Origin of the sequence: Acinetobacter sp. BIGb0102, assembly GCF_003815055.1 — a bacterium.
In the GTDB taxonomy this organism is placed as follows: Bacteria; Pseudomonadota; Gammaproteobacteria; order Pseudomonadales; family Moraxellaceae; genus Acinetobacter; species Acinetobacter vivianii.
The window spans coordinates 1-16321 of the sequence record NZ_RKQE01000002.1; the positions used below are offsets into that span (position 1 = coordinate 1).

Annotated in this window: 13 protein-coding genes; 10 read left to right on the forward strand and 3 right to left on the reverse strand. The window is 42.5% G+C overall.

Annotation, left to right across the window (positions count from 1 at the left end):
* Positions 1-405 precede the first annotated feature (405 nt).
* From EC846_RS00765 to EC846_RS00790, 6 genes are all read left to right on the forward strand, one after another.
* A complete protein-coding gene (locus tag EC846_RS00765) occupies positions 406-1293 on the forward strand; it encodes a VacJ family lipoprotein (protein ID WP_123773790.1) in 888 nt (295 codons plus the stop codon).
* A 130-nt stretch (positions 1294-1423) separates the two neighbouring features.
* On the forward strand, positions 1424-2392 hold the full coding sequence (gene gigA / locus EC846_RS00770) for an RsbU family protein phosphatase GigA (RefSeq protein ID WP_005255048.1): 969 nt from the start codon (positions 1424-1426) through the stop codon (positions 2390-2392).
* Positions 2393-2494: 102 nt separating this feature from the next.
* A complete protein-coding gene (gene gigB, locus EC846_RS00775; RefSeq protein ID WP_004774748.1) occupies positions 2495-3016 on the forward strand; it encodes an anti-anti-sigma factor GigB in 522 nt (173 codons plus the stop codon).
* A gap of 28 nt (positions 3017-3044) precedes the next feature.
* Positions 3045-3869 (forward strand): carbon-nitrogen hydrolase family protein, encoded by an 825-nt coding sequence (locus tag EC846_RS00780; RefSeq protein ID WP_123773791.1) that lies wholly within the window; start codon positions 3045-3047, stop codon positions 3867-3869.
* Between the two features lie 209 nt (positions 3870-4078).
* Entirely contained in the window at positions 4079-4441 is a 363-nt protein-coding gene (locus tag EC846_RS00785; protein WP_123773792.1) for a DUF4951 domain-containing protein, read from the forward strand.
* A 338-nt stretch (positions 4442-4779) separates the two neighbouring features.
* Complete coding sequence (locus tag EC846_RS00790) at positions 4780-5214, forward strand: organic hydroperoxide resistance protein (RefSeq protein ID WP_069578883.1); 435 nt, start codon at positions 4780-4782, stop codon at positions 5212-5214.
* Positions 5215-5277: 63 nt separating this feature from the next.
* Here EC846_RS00790 and gspE read toward each other — a convergent pair whose 3' ends face one another.
* Positions 5278-6768, reverse strand: a complete 1491-nt coding sequence (gspE, locus tag EC846_RS00795) for a type II secretion system ATPase GspE (protein WP_004774744.1) — start codon at positions 6766-6768, stop codon at positions 5278-5280.
* Between the two features lie 93 nt (positions 6769-6861).
* Between gspE and EC846_RS00800 the strand changes: the two genes are divergently transcribed.
* Both EC846_RS00800 and EC846_RS00805 read left to right on the forward strand, forming a co-directional pair.
* Positions 6862-7683, forward strand: coding sequence for a hypothetical protein (locus EC846_RS00800; RefSeq protein WP_004774743.1), 822 nt, complete (start codon positions 6862-6864; stop codon positions 7681-7683).
* Between the two features lie 9 nt (positions 7684-7692).
* Positions 7693-8610 (forward strand): mechanosensitive ion channel family protein, encoded by a 918-nt coding sequence (locus EC846_RS00805; RefSeq protein WP_004774742.1) that lies wholly within the window; start codon positions 7693-7695, stop codon positions 8608-8610.
* Here EC846_RS00805 and EC846_RS00810 read toward each other — a convergent pair whose 3' ends face one another.
* Positions 8611-11481, reverse strand: a complete 2871-nt coding sequence (locus EC846_RS00810; RefSeq protein ID WP_123773793.1) for a DUF2339 domain-containing protein — start codon at positions 11479-11481, stop codon at positions 8611-8613.
* Between the two features lie 188 nt (positions 11482-11669).
* Between EC846_RS00810 and polA the strand changes: the two genes are divergently transcribed.
* Positions 11670-14435 (forward strand): DNA polymerase I, encoded by a 2766-nt coding sequence (polA, locus tag EC846_RS00815; protein WP_123773794.1) that lies wholly within the window; start codon positions 11670-11672, stop codon positions 14433-14435.
* Positions 14436-14563: 128 nt separating this feature from the next.
* The gene (locus EC846_RS00820; RefSeq protein ID WP_123773795.1) at positions 14564-15694 is read left to right on the forward strand and encodes an acyltransferase family protein; all 1131 of its coding nucleotides are present in this window, start codon (positions 14564-14566) and stop codon (positions 15692-15694) included.
* A 41-nt stretch (positions 15695-15735) separates the two neighbouring features.
* Here EC846_RS00820 and EC846_RS00825 read toward each other — a convergent pair whose 3' ends face one another.
* Positions 15736-16305, reverse strand: a complete 570-nt coding sequence (locus EC846_RS00825; RefSeq protein ID WP_004774736.1) for a YggT family protein — start codon at positions 16303-16305, stop codon at positions 15736-15738.
* Between the last annotated feature and the right edge of the window lie 16 nt (positions 16306-16321).

Sequence of the window (16321 nt, forward strand, 5' to 3'; positions counted from 1 at the left end):
TCTCGATGATTCGTCATCATCAAGCTAGGTCGGCTATATTACTCTAAATTTCTTCAAAGTCAACAGGTAATTTCGATATTTTTAAAACTTATCAATCAACCCAAGAATCCAACCTATCTAGCCAAATCCTTGTTTATCAACAAGTTTTTATCTGCATCACCGCCGATGGATGTGCATTCTACAGCATTCCCAACCCAATGCAACACCCTTTTTTAAATTTATTGGAATTATTTGATCGAGTGTTTATTTTTAGAGCAAAATTACATTTTTTCTTATATTTTTCGACCGAATTTGTTTTAATACGATAAGAACAATTAAACTGTACTCTTGATATCTATGTTTTGCGTTAAGTGACGCAATCATTTTAATGACTGTATTTCGCTCTCACAGCGATTAAGGACTTATATGCATTACTCGAATTTTATCTTGCTTGGGTTGTTAACTGCTGGAGCTTGTTCATCAGTATTCGCTCAAGAGACTCCAAATGAGTCTGCCAATCAATCTGCTACGCCGCAACCACAGGTTATGGCTGAGCAAAAGGTTTCAACGATTCAAGCAATAAAAGATTTAAAGCATCTCACCAAGAATGATTTAAAAGTAAATGCTAATGCTGCACAACCGGATGCAGTTAAAGATCCTTTACAGCCATTGAATCGCCAGATTTATGCATTTAATGACATGTTAGATCGTAACTTATTAAAGCCAGTTGCAATTCAATATGTCGCAAAAGTTCCTGAACCTGTGCGTAGCCCCTACCGTCAGTTCCGCAAAAACCTCGGTGAGCCATGGAATGCAGTTAACCAACTGATTCAAGGTCGTCCAGCACGTGCTGCTCAAACTTTAGGACGTTTCACTTTAAATACCCTTACAACTTTAGGTTTTGCAGATCCTGCACGTCGTTTAGGATTGTCAACTGAAGAAGAAAGCTTTGGTGTGACACTGGGTTATTACGGTGTACCTTCTGGCCCTTATGTAATGTTGCCATTCTTTGGTCCAAGTACGTTCCGTGATGGTTTTGGTTTAGCAGCAGATAGTTTTGGGCGTCCACAGAAATATTTACTGGATGATCAGGAAGGTATTTACTGGTCAACCAATGTCTTGCAAGCAGTTGATGCACGTTCACAAATTCTGGATATTGAAGAAAGCCTAAAAGGCGATAAATATTCAATGATCCGTGACTTCTATTTACAACGTAAGGCTTTTCAGATCGCAGAGAAGCGTGGCGACTCTGATGATGTTTCTTTTGTTGGTGATGAAGATGATGTTGACGACTCATCTTCTGATGAAAAGTGATCACATTAAAATAATGTTTTACAAACTTATGTATTGTCAGAGAATTTAAACTCTGGCAATACTATGTTATAGATCATCTTTCATCTACGATGAATCAAAAATGATCATACAAAGGATTGACTATTCATCTATGTATTTCATTCAACCCACACGCTCCATACCCTGTTTAGATCAAGCTTTAACTGAGTTGCCAAGTTTGCAGATCATTCAAGTTGATGATCTGGATTTGTATGATCAAACAATTATTGCAATTGCCGATGTACAAGATTTCTTAAAATATCAATGGAAACTGCCGACTGTTGTGCTTGCATTTGAGCACGAAGGCGCAGCTTTGGCTCAGGCATGGGAATTAGGCGCTTTAGCGGGCTGGATTTGGGATAGCTTGCCAAAAAATCCAATTCATTCTTTATTCAAAATCGATGCTCAATATAAACGTAATCAAGATAGTCGCGATTTGCCTTCTGCGGCCGAATTACAAAAGCGTTTGTTGCCGAATCCGATTGAGCTCCCCAACTATCAGTTTGAATCGTTCTTTCAACCCTCGGCTTATTTGTCGGGCGACTGGTATGACTATTGGCGTTTAAATGATGAAGAGGTTTTATTCTATCTTGCGGATGTGTCAGGACATGGTGTCACCAGTAGCCTACTCACATCTTGGATGGCAGCTTTTCATGGTCGCTCAAAAACACCTAGTCAATTAATTCAAAAACTGAATGCAATGTTGGTGCAAGAGAATATTGAAAAGCACATCACCATGGTGGCTGGTATTTTAAATCTGGCGACACATGAAGTACGTTGGTCTAGTGCAGGACATTACCCGCCTCCAATCATTTTTGAACCGAACCAGCCTCCACAGATTTTAACTACAAGCAGCTTTCCTTTAGGACTCACAGAAGAACTGGAAGTTGAAGAACATCGTTGTGTATTAAGTCGCCATGCGCGGTTTATTGTTTGTTCAGATGGGGCGCTTGAACCCTTCGATGGTGGCCTGAATGATCAATTCAATCAACTGGTGGAACACTTGCAAAATGATTCCTTTAAAGCCCCAGATCACGTGGCTGATGACATTGCTATTCTAAGCCTCCGCCGAATGAATTAACTTAAATATCAAAAACTTAATTAAATCTAGACCTCCGACCACTTGTGTCTGGAATATCACTATGGGATAATTTTATATCCTTTCTCTGAAAATGGCATTTATATGTCAACAGGTCATGTTGAATATGCAAGTTTGAACGGAACGCATATTTTCAAGCTTATTGGCGAAGTGCGTGCTCACTCTTGTATAAGTCTAGACAAACTGCTCAACCGAATTGAACAACAGCAAAATGTTGTTGGTGCAATCGTTGACTTAACTGAAACCACGTTTATTGACAGTACCGTTTTAGGCATTCTGGCAAAACTGGGTTTAAAGCTAAAGCAAGTTCATCAGATCCAAGCAGTCATGCTGTCAACAAATCCAGATATTACAACCTTAGCCAACAGTATGGGGCTAGGACAGGTATTTGTGATTTTAAATTACTGTGGTGATCCGAGTGTATGTACTTTGGAGCTTACCGATGAACATGTCACTCATAGTGCCATGCTCAATACTGTGCTCGATGCACATAAAACGTTGATGCGTTTAAACGAAAATAACCAGAATATGTTTGAACCTCTGGTTAAACAATTGCAAAAAGAACAAGATTGCCTCAATCTCGATGCACATAAACAAAACGCTTGATCACTCAACCTGATATCGCGGCGCCTATATGACTTTACTTTCTGTTGCACAAATGAACTCCCAAAATGATATCGAAACAAATTTCGATGTCATTGAATCATTAATTCAACAGAGTAAAGCTCAGGCTGCTGAGCTCATCGTCTTACCTGAAAACTTTGTCTGCTTTGCTGCGGGTAAACAACGTGAAACCGCAGCTCAATTCGAGAGTATTCAAAAACGATTAGAGCAACTGGCGCATCGCTATCAAATCTGGATAATTGCGGGCACGCTCCCATGCCCTTTCCGTCCAGATGGTTCAATCATTCAGGATGGTCGGGTTCGAACCGTCAGTTTATGTATTAGTCCTGAAGGTACAGAAGCTCGCTACGACAAAATTCATTTATTTGATGTGCAAGTCAGTGATGCAGTCGGCGGTTATCAGGAGTCTAAATTCTTTGAACCTGGTGATCAGGTCGTCGTTGCCAAAACACCTTTTGGTAACATTGGTCTGATGGTTTGCTATGACTTACGCTTTCCAGAACTGGCTTTAACCTTACGTCAGCAAGGTGCCAATATCTTAACGGCCCCTGCTGCATTTACCTATACAACAGGACAGCTTCATTGGCAGTTGCTGCTACAAGCACGTGCCATGGACAGCCAATGTTATGTTTTAGGTGCTGCCCAGCAAGGCTGGCATGGTGAAAAACGTCAAACTTGGGGACATGCAGGAATCACGGATAGTCGTGGACAGCTGCTTCAAATGATCGAAACTGAAGGTCATGGTCTAATCACCAGTGCATTTGATCTTGAAGAACAAAATGCAATTCGTGCCTCTATGCCACTGATGCAACATCGCAAGCTCATCAATTATTAAAAATGAAACGCGATCAGCTTTTTTAATCGCAATTTTGCACAAAATACCAACAATAGAATATATTCTGACCGTCTTGGTCAATTTTTACCAATGTACCATTTCTAGATTCATGATTTAATACAATTTATTGATCATCATAGAGCAAAGTCGAATGATTTTGGGATATGCATGATGTAACATCATCAACTCATTCTTATTAAGCTTTGTTCATGTTTAGATTTATCGCTGCTTTGTTTTTTTTTGGGGCCACCGTACCACTTCACGCCACAACCGTTGATGCAAATACGGATGACTCGGCCACTTCAACAACAGTGTTATCTACACCACAAAATTTATCCCTGAATGCTTTTGGCCAATGGATTATTGGCTGGGGAACAGGCCCAGAAGGTGCCAGACAACGTCTCGATAATATTCGACGCGAAGATGTTGCCGTGATTAAGCAAAAAGGCACCACCCTAGACATGATTCAGGCTTGGCAGAAGCATTTTGAACTTGAAGCAGAAAATAACCTTGGCAACCCGACAGCGCGTTATCGTGCCCGTCTCATGAAAAAAATTGCCGATCTCTGGTAACGGACACATCAAATTTATTATCTAGCACTGGCATAAGTCTTATCACTTATGCTTTTTTGTTTTGGGCGAATAATAAAAATGATTCTCCAAATCAATTTATTGCCTCCCCAATAGCCAATCTTTATGATTCAAGCGATTCGCACTTATGTCCTTTATCAATGTGAATTGGCACAACTAATCATGACCTCTACTCATCAATAAAACACCTACAAAACATAGAAACTCCCCTACACATATCACGACCAAAGATGGCAGGATCTATAACGTTTGCTGACTTGTATTTTAATTTAGATCCAGTACGATCAAATTGCATTCAATAATCTTCAGGAAGAATAATCATGTCATTAGAAAAAGTGGTTTATCGTGCAAAAGCAAAAGCAACAGGCGGTCGAGATGGCCGTGCAACTTCTTCTGACGGTGTTTTAGATGTAAAACTCGGTGTACCTAAAGAAATGGGCGGTGCTGGCGGTGAAGTGACCAACCCAGAACAACTCTTTGCTGCTGGCTATTCTGCATGCTTCTTGGGTGCAATGAAGTTTGTTGCGAACCGCGATAAATTCAATATCAGCAAAGATGCCTATGTAGAAGGTGAAGTCGGAATTGGTCCGATTCCAACGGGTTTTGGTATTGAAGTCACTTTAAATGTTTATCTGATCGGAATGGAACAAGCTGAAGCAGAACAATTGGTTGCTGCTGCACATATTGTTTGCCCTTATTCAAATGCGACCCGCAACAATATTGATGTGAATTTTAATATTGTGACTGCTGAATAATTTTAGCAACCATAAAAAAACAGCATGCGATCTGCATGCTGTTTTTTATTTCAAGGCTTAAATTTATTCTTCCGCAGCTTCATTGGTGACACGAAGTACTTCTTCCAATGTGGTTTTGCCAGCCAAAACTTTCAATAAACCATCATCTCGAATTGAAGCCGCATGACGACGCGCATGATTTTCCAATTCATACTCAGCCGCATTGCCATGAATCAAACGGCGCATCGACTCATCGACTGGCACGATTTCATAAATTGCAGTTCGACCGCTAAAGCCTACATGTGAACATTTTTCACAACCCTGTGGTTCAGGCAATTGCATATATTCATCAACTTTAAGATGCTGGAAAACCTGACGCTCAAAATCATCCGCCTGACGCCATGTCACACAATGCGGACATAGAGTACGAACCAGACGTTGGGCAATCACGCCGATTAAAGAGCTTGCCAAGAGGAAAGGTTCGATCCCCATATCTTTTAAACGTGTTACCGCACCAATTGCAGTATTGGTATGCAGTGTGGAAAGTACCAAGTGACCCGTTAACGAAGCTTGAACCGCAATTTCAGCAGTTTCCAAGTCACGAATCTCACCGACCATGACCACATCTGGATCTTGACGCAACATCGCCTTCAACGCACGCGCAAAGGTCATATCTACTTTGGTATTGACCTGAGTTTGTCCAATCCCTTCCAGTTGATATTCAATTGGATCTTCGGCTGTCAGAATATTACGGGTATTGTCATTCAGATCAGACAATGCGGCATACAAGGTGGTGGTTTTACCCGAACCTGTTGGGCCAGTCACCAGAATAATGCCATGTGGGCGATGGACCAGTTGGGTTAAGCGCTCGTAGTCATTTTTCATCAAGCCCAAATGGGTCATGTTTAAACGCCCTGCCTGCTTGTCCAACAAACGCATGACCACACGCTCACCATGCGAAGAAGGCAAAGTCGAAACACGTACATCCACTTCGCGTCCAGCAAGGCGTAATGAAATACGACCATCTTGTGGAATTCGCTTTTCGGCAATATCCAGTTTCGCCATGACCTTGATACGAGATACCAAGAGCGGTGCCAGCTCACGACGTGGCTGCACGATCTCACGCAATTGACCATCAACACGCAAACGTACTGACAGTTTTTTCTCAAAGGCCTCAATATGAATATCTGAGGCACTGACGCGAATCGCTTCCGATAATAAGGCATTGATTAAACGAACAATCGGTGCATCATCTTCCTGATCCATCAAGTCTTCGGCTTCAGGTACCTGATCGGCCAGACTCAGTAAATCGGGATGATCTTCCAGTCCTGCTGCAACTTGCTGCGACTCGCCTGTATCGCCCGCATAACTGGAACTTAATAAGGCATGAAACTCCTGATCACTACACAATTGATCGTGAGCAGATTTCCCCAGAATTCGACGCGCTTCCTGCAACGCAATACGCGCAGTGTCCTTGCGTCGTACAATAAAAATTTGATCACCTTCATAGCGCAATAAAACGCCATGTCGCTTCGCAAAACTATAAGGAATTTGTATTTGTTTAAGTATTTGCATCACACAAATAATGATAAGAGAAAGTATTGAGTGTACTCTAAGCAGATTACAGCGTGAAGTCTGTTTAGCATACTCACAAAGGAATTTTGCATCTTGTCTCAAAATAATCAATTTGAAGTACCACCTTCCAATACTTTGAAATGGTGGGGTGAACAACAATTCGAACTTCAACAGGCCAAAGCTTGGCAATTCGGTTCATTGCTCTTTCGTTTGACTCGCGGCATTAAAGAATGGCGTCTTGAATATCATCGTCCTCAGTTTCAGCATGACTACGAACAACAGTGGCGAATATTGAACGATATTGAATTTGCCATGCCGCCTCCAGCAAAAATTGAACGCTACATGTTTCATAAAACCAATAGTACGTTTCATTTAATGCCGCGTCTGGCTGATCGTTCAGTGGTGATTCGTCCTGTGGATCCGATTTATATTCCAGCGGGTCAGCGCGGAACTTTATATATCAGCACACCGTTGTGGATCGCAGGTCTGGTGGATGGGCTTTCTGAACCGCTTTTTGATATCCCAGTCATTCAACCGAAAGACACCTGGTTTGGTAAAGACCCACAAAATGGTGAGATTTGCTACGCCACTTCAGTCGATGGTCGTATCGATTTGAATCTCCTTAAACCACGCGCTTTCCGAGCGGTCACGCCAATTGAGTTTCACAATACCAGTCATCATCAATTGCGCTTTGACCGTATGAATGTGCCTGTGCCTGCCCTGCCATTATTTTATAGTGAAAGTACAGGGCGCTTATGGACCTCGCAAATCAAAGTCTATTACGAAGGCACAGATCATCCGGCACGAATTCGCATTGAAAACAAAACCCCGACTCAGGCAGGTGAAGTCACTTATGTACATCCCCCTCGAGCTCCCGGTAGCACCTTATTCAATATGTTTGATTCATTCTTCTAAGGGGTTGCCATGCCGAATTCAAATATTCCAAAAGATGTTGCTGGCAGCCTGACCAGTGTTTTTACCAACATTAATTTTGAGCGCCTCAGCGAAATCGTGGTCGCCATTATTTTATGTTTTATCGGCTTCCTGATTGCTCGACTGGTCTCCAATGCCTTTATCCGCACCATTGGTAGCCGTTTTAATGCACATCAACGCTTATTATGGCGTCGAGGCATTTTTTACTTTATTTTCTTGCTGTTCATCATGACCAGTTTAAGGGAAGCGGGTTTTAAACTGAGTGTCTTTCTCGGTGCAGCGGGGATCTTGACGGTCGCTTTGGGTTTCGCCTCTCAGACTTCTGCAACCAACTTGATCAGTGGCTTGTTCCTGATTGGTGAAGGTTCCTTTGAAGTCGGTGATACCATTCAAATTACCTTGATTCGGGGTCAAACCATTGAAGGTGAAGTCATTTCGATTGACTTACTCTCAGTCAAACTTTTGACGCTGGATAATGTTTATATTCGCTTGCCGAACGAACAACTGATTCGAACGCCCGTGATGAACTTATCCAAATATCCGATACGGCGTATCCCGATTACGCTCGCGATTAATTTCCATGAAGATATCATCAAAGTGCGCCAAGTCTTGTTAGATGTGGCAGCGAAATATCCACTGGTGATGGATGACCCGAAAGCCACGGTCACTGTTACTGCATTTAGGGAATCTTCAATTGAGTTGTTATTTGCGGTGTGGTGCCGTCAGGAAAATTCACTTAAAGTCCGCGATGAAATGCAGGAACGGATTCGTAATGGCTTTCTGGAAAATGAGATCGAAATTCCAGTACCGAAGATGGGTCTGATTGATCGACCTCTACCTTTGGAAAATGATGAAATCGATCAATATGCCAATCAGAAAGAACTGAAAAAAGACGAGAAAGAAAGATAATTAGCTTTCTTTCTTGGTCTCACTTAGCGCAGGTGGCAACGGTGCCAAATAAGCAATCACCAGCATCACCGCTCCCGAACCGATAAACGAAATCACGCGGGTTAAAGTGCCACTTTGCGATAAGTCCAATAACAACAACTTCATGACCACGATTCCCAATAAAGCCGCACCGACAAACCAGATTTGGCGGATGTGGCGGCGACTGGAAAAAGTCATGAGAACGAAGGCTAAAATAACCCATAGCAATGTCAAACTGAGTTGCACATCGCCATTTGACCAGATTGCTGTCCCCCAGAATGGTGTTCCTAGATAATGATGCATGGCACGTACCACCACACTACTCAGTACCAATAGACCAATCAAAATCGTGGTCACTTTAAAGCCCCATTCTATCGAACGCTCTGCACTAAAGTCATGATGATAAATTACCCAGATCAGACCGAAGAACATCAATAAAGACAGGATATCCGTCAGATTAAGCAACGGTAGCACATAATATTGCTGTGCAGAATATAGATCTAGACTGACCAATACCAGCCAGACTAAGGTTAGACACCAGATCGGAACCTGATGGAGCAACTGGGTTTTATTCGATATAAATCGCCATATACTATAAATGGCTGGGACAATCGCAAGCGCAACAAGTGGCATGATGGGGAAAATAGCCAATCCAATACTGGCAAGACTGAGCCAAAGCAAAGCTGACCACAACATGAGCGACGCTTTAGATGTGTAAGCACTCAAGCTGGTCAGTATTAACGTCATCGTAATCGAAGCCACAGCAAAGCTGATCTGATTTAAACCACTCGACCAGTGCCAAACGGCATACACATTTTGAGCAAAACTTTCCGCATAGAGCAAAGCTAATAAGCCAGCCAATAAGATCAGTTGTACATTGCCCCACTGCAATCGTGATTTAACATGCACCACCAGACTAAACAGTGCCAGTAATATTACCGCAATCGCAAGATAAGGACTTAGCCCATGCTGTTGCCAATGCATCAATTCAACAGCCGCAATTGCTCCAGAATATAAACCAAGCGCTAAAAACACGCCGCTCAGCATCCGTGCACTAAAGTACTTTTCGACTTCCTGATAATGCAACAAGTAAAAGGCCGAAATAAATTGCGCTAAAGCAAAAATTGCGGTGCTTAAAATCGGGAAATGATCATTTGACCAGACCTGAAACAGTAGTGCTACCGAACTGAGCAAGACCAAAGCGACGCCAATATAACGACTTAAACGGTATCGCTCAGTGACACCCCAAACGATTAATGCCGTGCCCTGAATCACCCAGCCAGTTGAAGTCCAATGTGCTCCTTTAGCCAATGGGAAAATCAATGCAACAAACACCACCGCAAGGATAAAGAAACTTTTGGCCAAGATTGATAATTGTGGATGCTGACGTTTAATCCAGAGATTTAAAATAATATAAGTCGCGGCAAGTGCAACAGCCCCCCAAGTGAGGGCTGAGGTTGAGTTATGCATTAAATAAGCATGTAAGGAAAAGCCCAAGACAGGCACACTAAAGATCAGACCAACATCTAAAATCGGCTGTAAGCGCTCAGATGTCGGATCTGTTTGTTGCTGCTGGTTTTGAGCACGCAGCATCAACTGGCTATAACGAATACTGAGCCAGATGAATAAAACCATATGCAACCACAGGATCATATCCAAGGTATTAAACTGCGCTGAATTTGCATAAATTCCGATGGTCGAACCACCAATAAACATGGTGGCAAAGAATGCAATTTGATGCAGGATTTTCCAAGGTTGAATAAAGTTCAACGCTGCCACTGCCAAGTTAATCACAAAGTAATAGCCAAACAGGAAAATCACATCAGGATGATTTTGTGGAATCACCAAAGGTGCAAGATAAGCCATGGTCAATGCCAACATGGCTAAATACAGGGCTTGCTGCTTTAAACTCAGATAAACTGTGACTAATAATAAAATCACAAATAAAATACTGGCAGTCGTTAAGCTGGCAATTACGGCAAAATGATGAGAGAAAATCAGCGTCAAGAAAATGACGGCTAACCCAACGCCTTGTAACGCAACTGCAAATAATTGATTTTTCTTTTGCAGTAAATAACCTGCAACCGTCGTCACTGCCCCTGCACTGGCAATAAAACCCAGCTTCACGCCAAGACTGAGCTGCCAATGTTCACTGGCAAAACGTAATAATAAAACCACACCGACCATGAGTACGGCGACAGCAACACGAAGGATTGGATTACCGTGCATCATCCAGTCCAGTGCAGGCTGCCACCAACTCGGTGTTTTAGGCTCAACGGCTTGAGTAACTGGAGTCGAAGTCTGTCCCAATGTTGCTTGAGCTAATGAAGTCTCTTGATGCATCCATTCAGGATGCTGCTCGGGTTGAATAGAATGTGAGGAAACTGTAGCTGTGGGAATCGTTTCAATCTTCTGATCAGGATGGCTCTGCTGTGAGTGATCGAAGCTCTCCATCCCAACCTGATGTCGCTGAATCGCGTCATGCTCCAAATGTAACAAACGGGTTTGAAAGGCACTGATCGTTTGAATCAGGCACAACAGCAATACCAATAAAGCGCCGCCAGCCAGCCACATCCAAGTATTGGCATAGGCAAATAGCGCGACGAGCGCCGCACCATATATCACAACTTTTTGTACGCCAATACCCGCTGTCTGTGCAAAATGATTCGGCATTGCCTGTTCAAGTTGCAGCAAGCGCTGATGAATCTCAGACAGAATGTGCACAATAACAACGGTCAGCCCGATCGTCGCTGCGATAACAGTCGCATGCCATTTAAATGCAACCGCACAAGCAAGCAGCACCGTCAAAGCAATCAGGACAAAAACCATTCCCTGTTTGTCTTTTTTATACATAGACTTATATCAATTATGACAGCTTCATTGCAGGTATCTTACTTGATCACTGCATAAGCAGGTATTTTCACATACAAAATACTGCAAATCTTAAACGACAAATCCAGCCGTACTCATCCGCGTTCAGATAAGACAGCCACGGCTTTTTCACGTAAAATACCGACTAATTTATAATTAGGATTTGCGCAATGCCACCTTTTGTCTTGGTTGACGGGTCTTATTTCTTATTTCGTGCTTTTCACGCTTTACCGCCATTAACGACGTCTACTGGCTTACATACCAATGCAATACGTGGTGCAATTTCAGCAATCCAGAAATTGATGCGTCGTACCCAACCGACTCACATGGCTGTCATTTTCGATACACCAGAACCAACTTTCCGTCATAAGTTATCACCGATCTATAAAGGTGATCGTCCAAGTATGCCTGAGGAGCTGTCTCAGCAAATTCCTTATTTACATGCTTTGATCAGAGCTCAAGGTATTCCGTTGTATAGTCTTCCCGGTGCGGAAGCAGATGACATTATTGGAACATTAACCAAACGCGCTTTGGCAGAAGGTCATCATGTCCTGATTTCGACCGGTGACAAAGACATGGCACAGCTGGTTAATGAGCACGTCAAACTGGAAGATAGTTTTAAAGAACGTGTTTTAGATGAAGCCGGTGTTTTTGAGAAGTTCGGGGTACATCCAAATCAGATCATCGATTACCTGACCCTGATGGGCGATGCTTCTGACGGAATTATGGGCGTTCCAGGAGTCGGCGCGAAAACAGCGGCGAAACTGTTAAATGAATACGGTACATTGAGCAATATCATTGCCAATGCCGATCAGTTGAAAGGCAAAATCAGCCAGAACATTAAAGATAACGTAGAGAACATCAAGATTGACCATCAATTGGCAAGTATTGTTTGTGATCTTGATCTGGCTTTAGATTGGCATGACCTTAAACTCACTAATCCAAATGTAGATCAGTTACGTAATCTCTATACTGAGCTCGAATTCCGTAACCAGTTACAATCGCTGGATCATCCAAATAATCCAAACAGTTCAGCTTATCAACAGACATCACAAAGTATTGCCAAAGCTGAGCAAAAAACCGAGCAAGTGGTGGTTGAAGATCATGCCAGCCTTTCTAGTCAGGATGATCAACTCGGTACAGCAACTTACCATACAGTGCTGAGCCAACAAGATTGGGATGCATTATTGCAGCGCATGCAACAAGCAGATCATTTTGCGATTGATACAGAAACCACCAATCTGGATTACCGCTTTGCTGAGCTGGTCGGTTTCTCGGTCGCATTTGATGCCAATGATGCTTACTATGTTCCTGTCGCACATGACTATGAAGGTGCACCAGAACAACTGAATCGTGAACAGGTTCTGGCTCAGATCAAACCAATCCTTGAAAATGAACGAGTGAAGAAAATTGGTCATCATTTAAAATATGATGCTCATATCTTTGCCAATCACGGTATCACTATTCAAGGCTGGTATTTCGATACCATGCTTGCTTCATATGTGTTGAATGCTGCTGCAACACGACATGGCATGGATGATGTTGCGCGTCTTTATCTCAGCCATTTGACCACGACATTTGAGCAAATCGCAGGTAAAGGTGCTAAGCAAAAAACCTTTAACCAGATCGAACTTGAAGTGGCAGCCCATTATGCTGCTGAAGATGCGCATGTTACCTATCGTTTATATGAAGTGCTCGCAGCAAAACTGAAAGCCCATCCTGAACTGGTAAATATCCTGCATAACATTGAGATGCCAGTTGCTCGCGTGCTCACAGGCATGGAAGAAGATGGTATTAAGCTGGATCATCAATTCCTCGATCAACTCAGTGTTGAGTTTTCAGAAACGATTCAAACGCTTGAAGCTCAAGCAGCAGAACTGGCGGGCGAAGCTTTTAATGTGGCGTCACCTAAACAGGTGGGTGAAGTCCTGTTTGAAAAGCTTGGACTCAAAGGTGGTAAGAAAACAGCCACAGGTCAATACAGCACCAGCGAAAGTATCCTTGAGAAAATTGAGCATCCTTTAGCAGAAGTGATTTTGGAACATCGCGGTTTGGCAAAACTCAAAAATACCTATACGGATCGCCTGATTGTACAATCGAATGATACTACCCATCGTGTGCATACCAGCTATCATCAAGCTTTAACCGCGACAGGTCGTTTGTCTTCAACTGATCCAAACCTGCAAAACATTCCAATCCGTACCCCGATTGGTCGTCAGATTCGCAAAGCCTTTATTGCACCTGAAGGTCGTGTGTTATTGGCTGCCGATTACTCGCAAATCGAATTGCGTTTAATGGCACATTTCTCTCAAGATGATGCTTTAGTTCATGCCTTCCAGCAAGGTCAGGACGTGCACCGTCGTACTGCTTCCGAAGTATTGGGTATTGATATTGAAGATGTCACCAATGACCAACGTCGCCAAGCCAAAGCGGTCAACTTTGGTCTGCTGTACGGGATGTCTGAATTTGGTTTAACCCGTCAGCTTGGCTTTACCCGTGAAGAATCTCGTAGCTATATCGCACGTTACTTCCAGCGTTATCCGGGCGTACTGGATTATATGGAACGTACCCGCCAGATCGCGCGCGAACAAGGCTTTGTCGAAACGATTCTCGGCCGTCGTTTGTATACGCCAGACATTATGGCAACCAATAAAATGATTAAGCAGGCAGCCGAACGTGCAGCAATTAATGCGCCGTTACAAGGTAGTGCAGCAGACATTATCAAGCTTGCCATGATTGCAGTCGATAAAATGTTGCCGAAAGATCAAGCCAAGCTGTTATTACAGGTACACGATGAACTTGTGTTTGAAGCGGATGCTGCGATTGCAGATGAACTTTCAAAACAAATTGCGGAAGTGATGCAATCTGTATTGCAAATTTCTGTGCCATTTGTAGTTGAAGTCGGTCAAGGACTAAACTGGGACGCTGCGCACTAAGCCAGCCCTCAGCTCATAAAAACATAATGTTTCTTGCAGACAGGGGATTAACTCCCCTGCGCTACAAGAACACGAATAATAAAGAATACCCGATAAAAACTAATCCGCATAGGAGAAAGGAATGCAATATGTCCTTTAATCAAGTTCAATTTAACCGTTACCATTCCATTGATTCATTACGCTTTATCTCCATCTTTCTGGTATTACTCCATCACTTTAATATTCCTTATAAATTGTTTGATACTTCCATCAATTTTCAAATTTTTGGAGAGAATATCACCACGCTTTTGGCCCGGAATGGAAATTATGGCGTCACCATGTTCTTTGTCATCTCAGGCTACCTGATCACCTCACATAGCCTTAAACGTTGGGGATCTCTAGCCCAGATCAATATTCGGGATTTCTATATTTCAAGATTCTCTCGCATTATGCCCACCATGATTTTACTCATCTGTCTGGTGAATCTTCTCGGTGCGTTTGAGCTAAAACCCTTTATGACCCAAGCGCCTAATGAGATCATCGTTGCGCAATCCACTGTCAATCTAGCAGCCCTCACCTTTTGGATGAATATCCTGATTATTGAAAATGGCTGGGTCAACTATGTCTTGGGTGTCTTATGGTCGTTATCGGTTGAAGAAGTCTTTTATTTAAGCTTCCCACTGGCTGCATTGTTCTTCAGAAAACAAAGTTTATTTGTCTTAGTCTGTATCGGTCTGATTCTATTCGCGCCATATTTTAGATTCTTACATTACGGTGAAGAAAGTGGGGCTTATTTATACCATTACTTTTCCAGCTTTGATGGCATTGCTTTTGGCTGTCTCGCTGCTCTGCTTGCCCCAAAGCTGATCATTCAGCCTAAAGTCTGGTCGGCACTGAAAACGATTGCAATTGCAGTTATGCTGCTCATCTACTTTTCAGGATCGATTAAAGAAAATTGCATCTGGGGAATCAGCTTATTTGCATTTTCCACCGTGATCGTGATTCTGGCAAATGTCACCAATGAACGGGCAGATTCAGTATCTTCACATTTTGATTGGGTCAGAAATATCGGTAAGAATAGTTATGAGATTTATTTATTTCATCTCATCATTCTGGGTTTCTTTAAATTGTTTTATACACCCGCCTTGACTGAAGGTAATATTAAGCTCTTGTTATTATTGATTTACTTTATTCTGGCAATTGTCCTAGGGAGTTGGATTGCACGCTACTTTTCCAATCCACTCAACCAAAGCATAAGACAACGCCTGATCAAGAAATAAAAAATGGGCATTAGGCCCATTTTTTATTGAATCAAATTTGCTTAAAGACCTGTTAACAGTACTTTAGCTGCTTCATTCATCAAGATCTCAGCAACATATAAAGCCAAGAACGCCAAAATTGGAGAAAGATCAATCATTCCCATATTTGGCATGATACGACGGAAAGGTGCAAGCAATGGTTCAGCCAGCTCCTGAATCACTTCAATATACGGTGAACGTGTCTGTGTAAACATCACCACCCAGCTTAAAATGATGGTGGCAAAAATCAAATAACGACAGAAACGGATCAAGTCCTGAATCATGGTCACAAATGTTGTGATCACCAGATACACTGCGCTGTGCGGCATCTGTCCAGATAAATACATCAAACCGAACATTTTCAGTAAATACAGCACCACCAACAAAGCTACTGCCGCTAGATTGACACGACCCTTACCTACTGTTGGGAAAATACGGCTAAAAATATCTACAATCTTGGTTGCTTTCACTGTCGAAAGTACCACTGGATTGTATGGACTCACTGCCGCCAATTGCATTAAAAAACGGAAAAAGACCAATAAAATTGCAACATTGATCAAAACACCAAAAATTAGCGCAGAACTTGCACCCATAATTGTCTTATCCTAC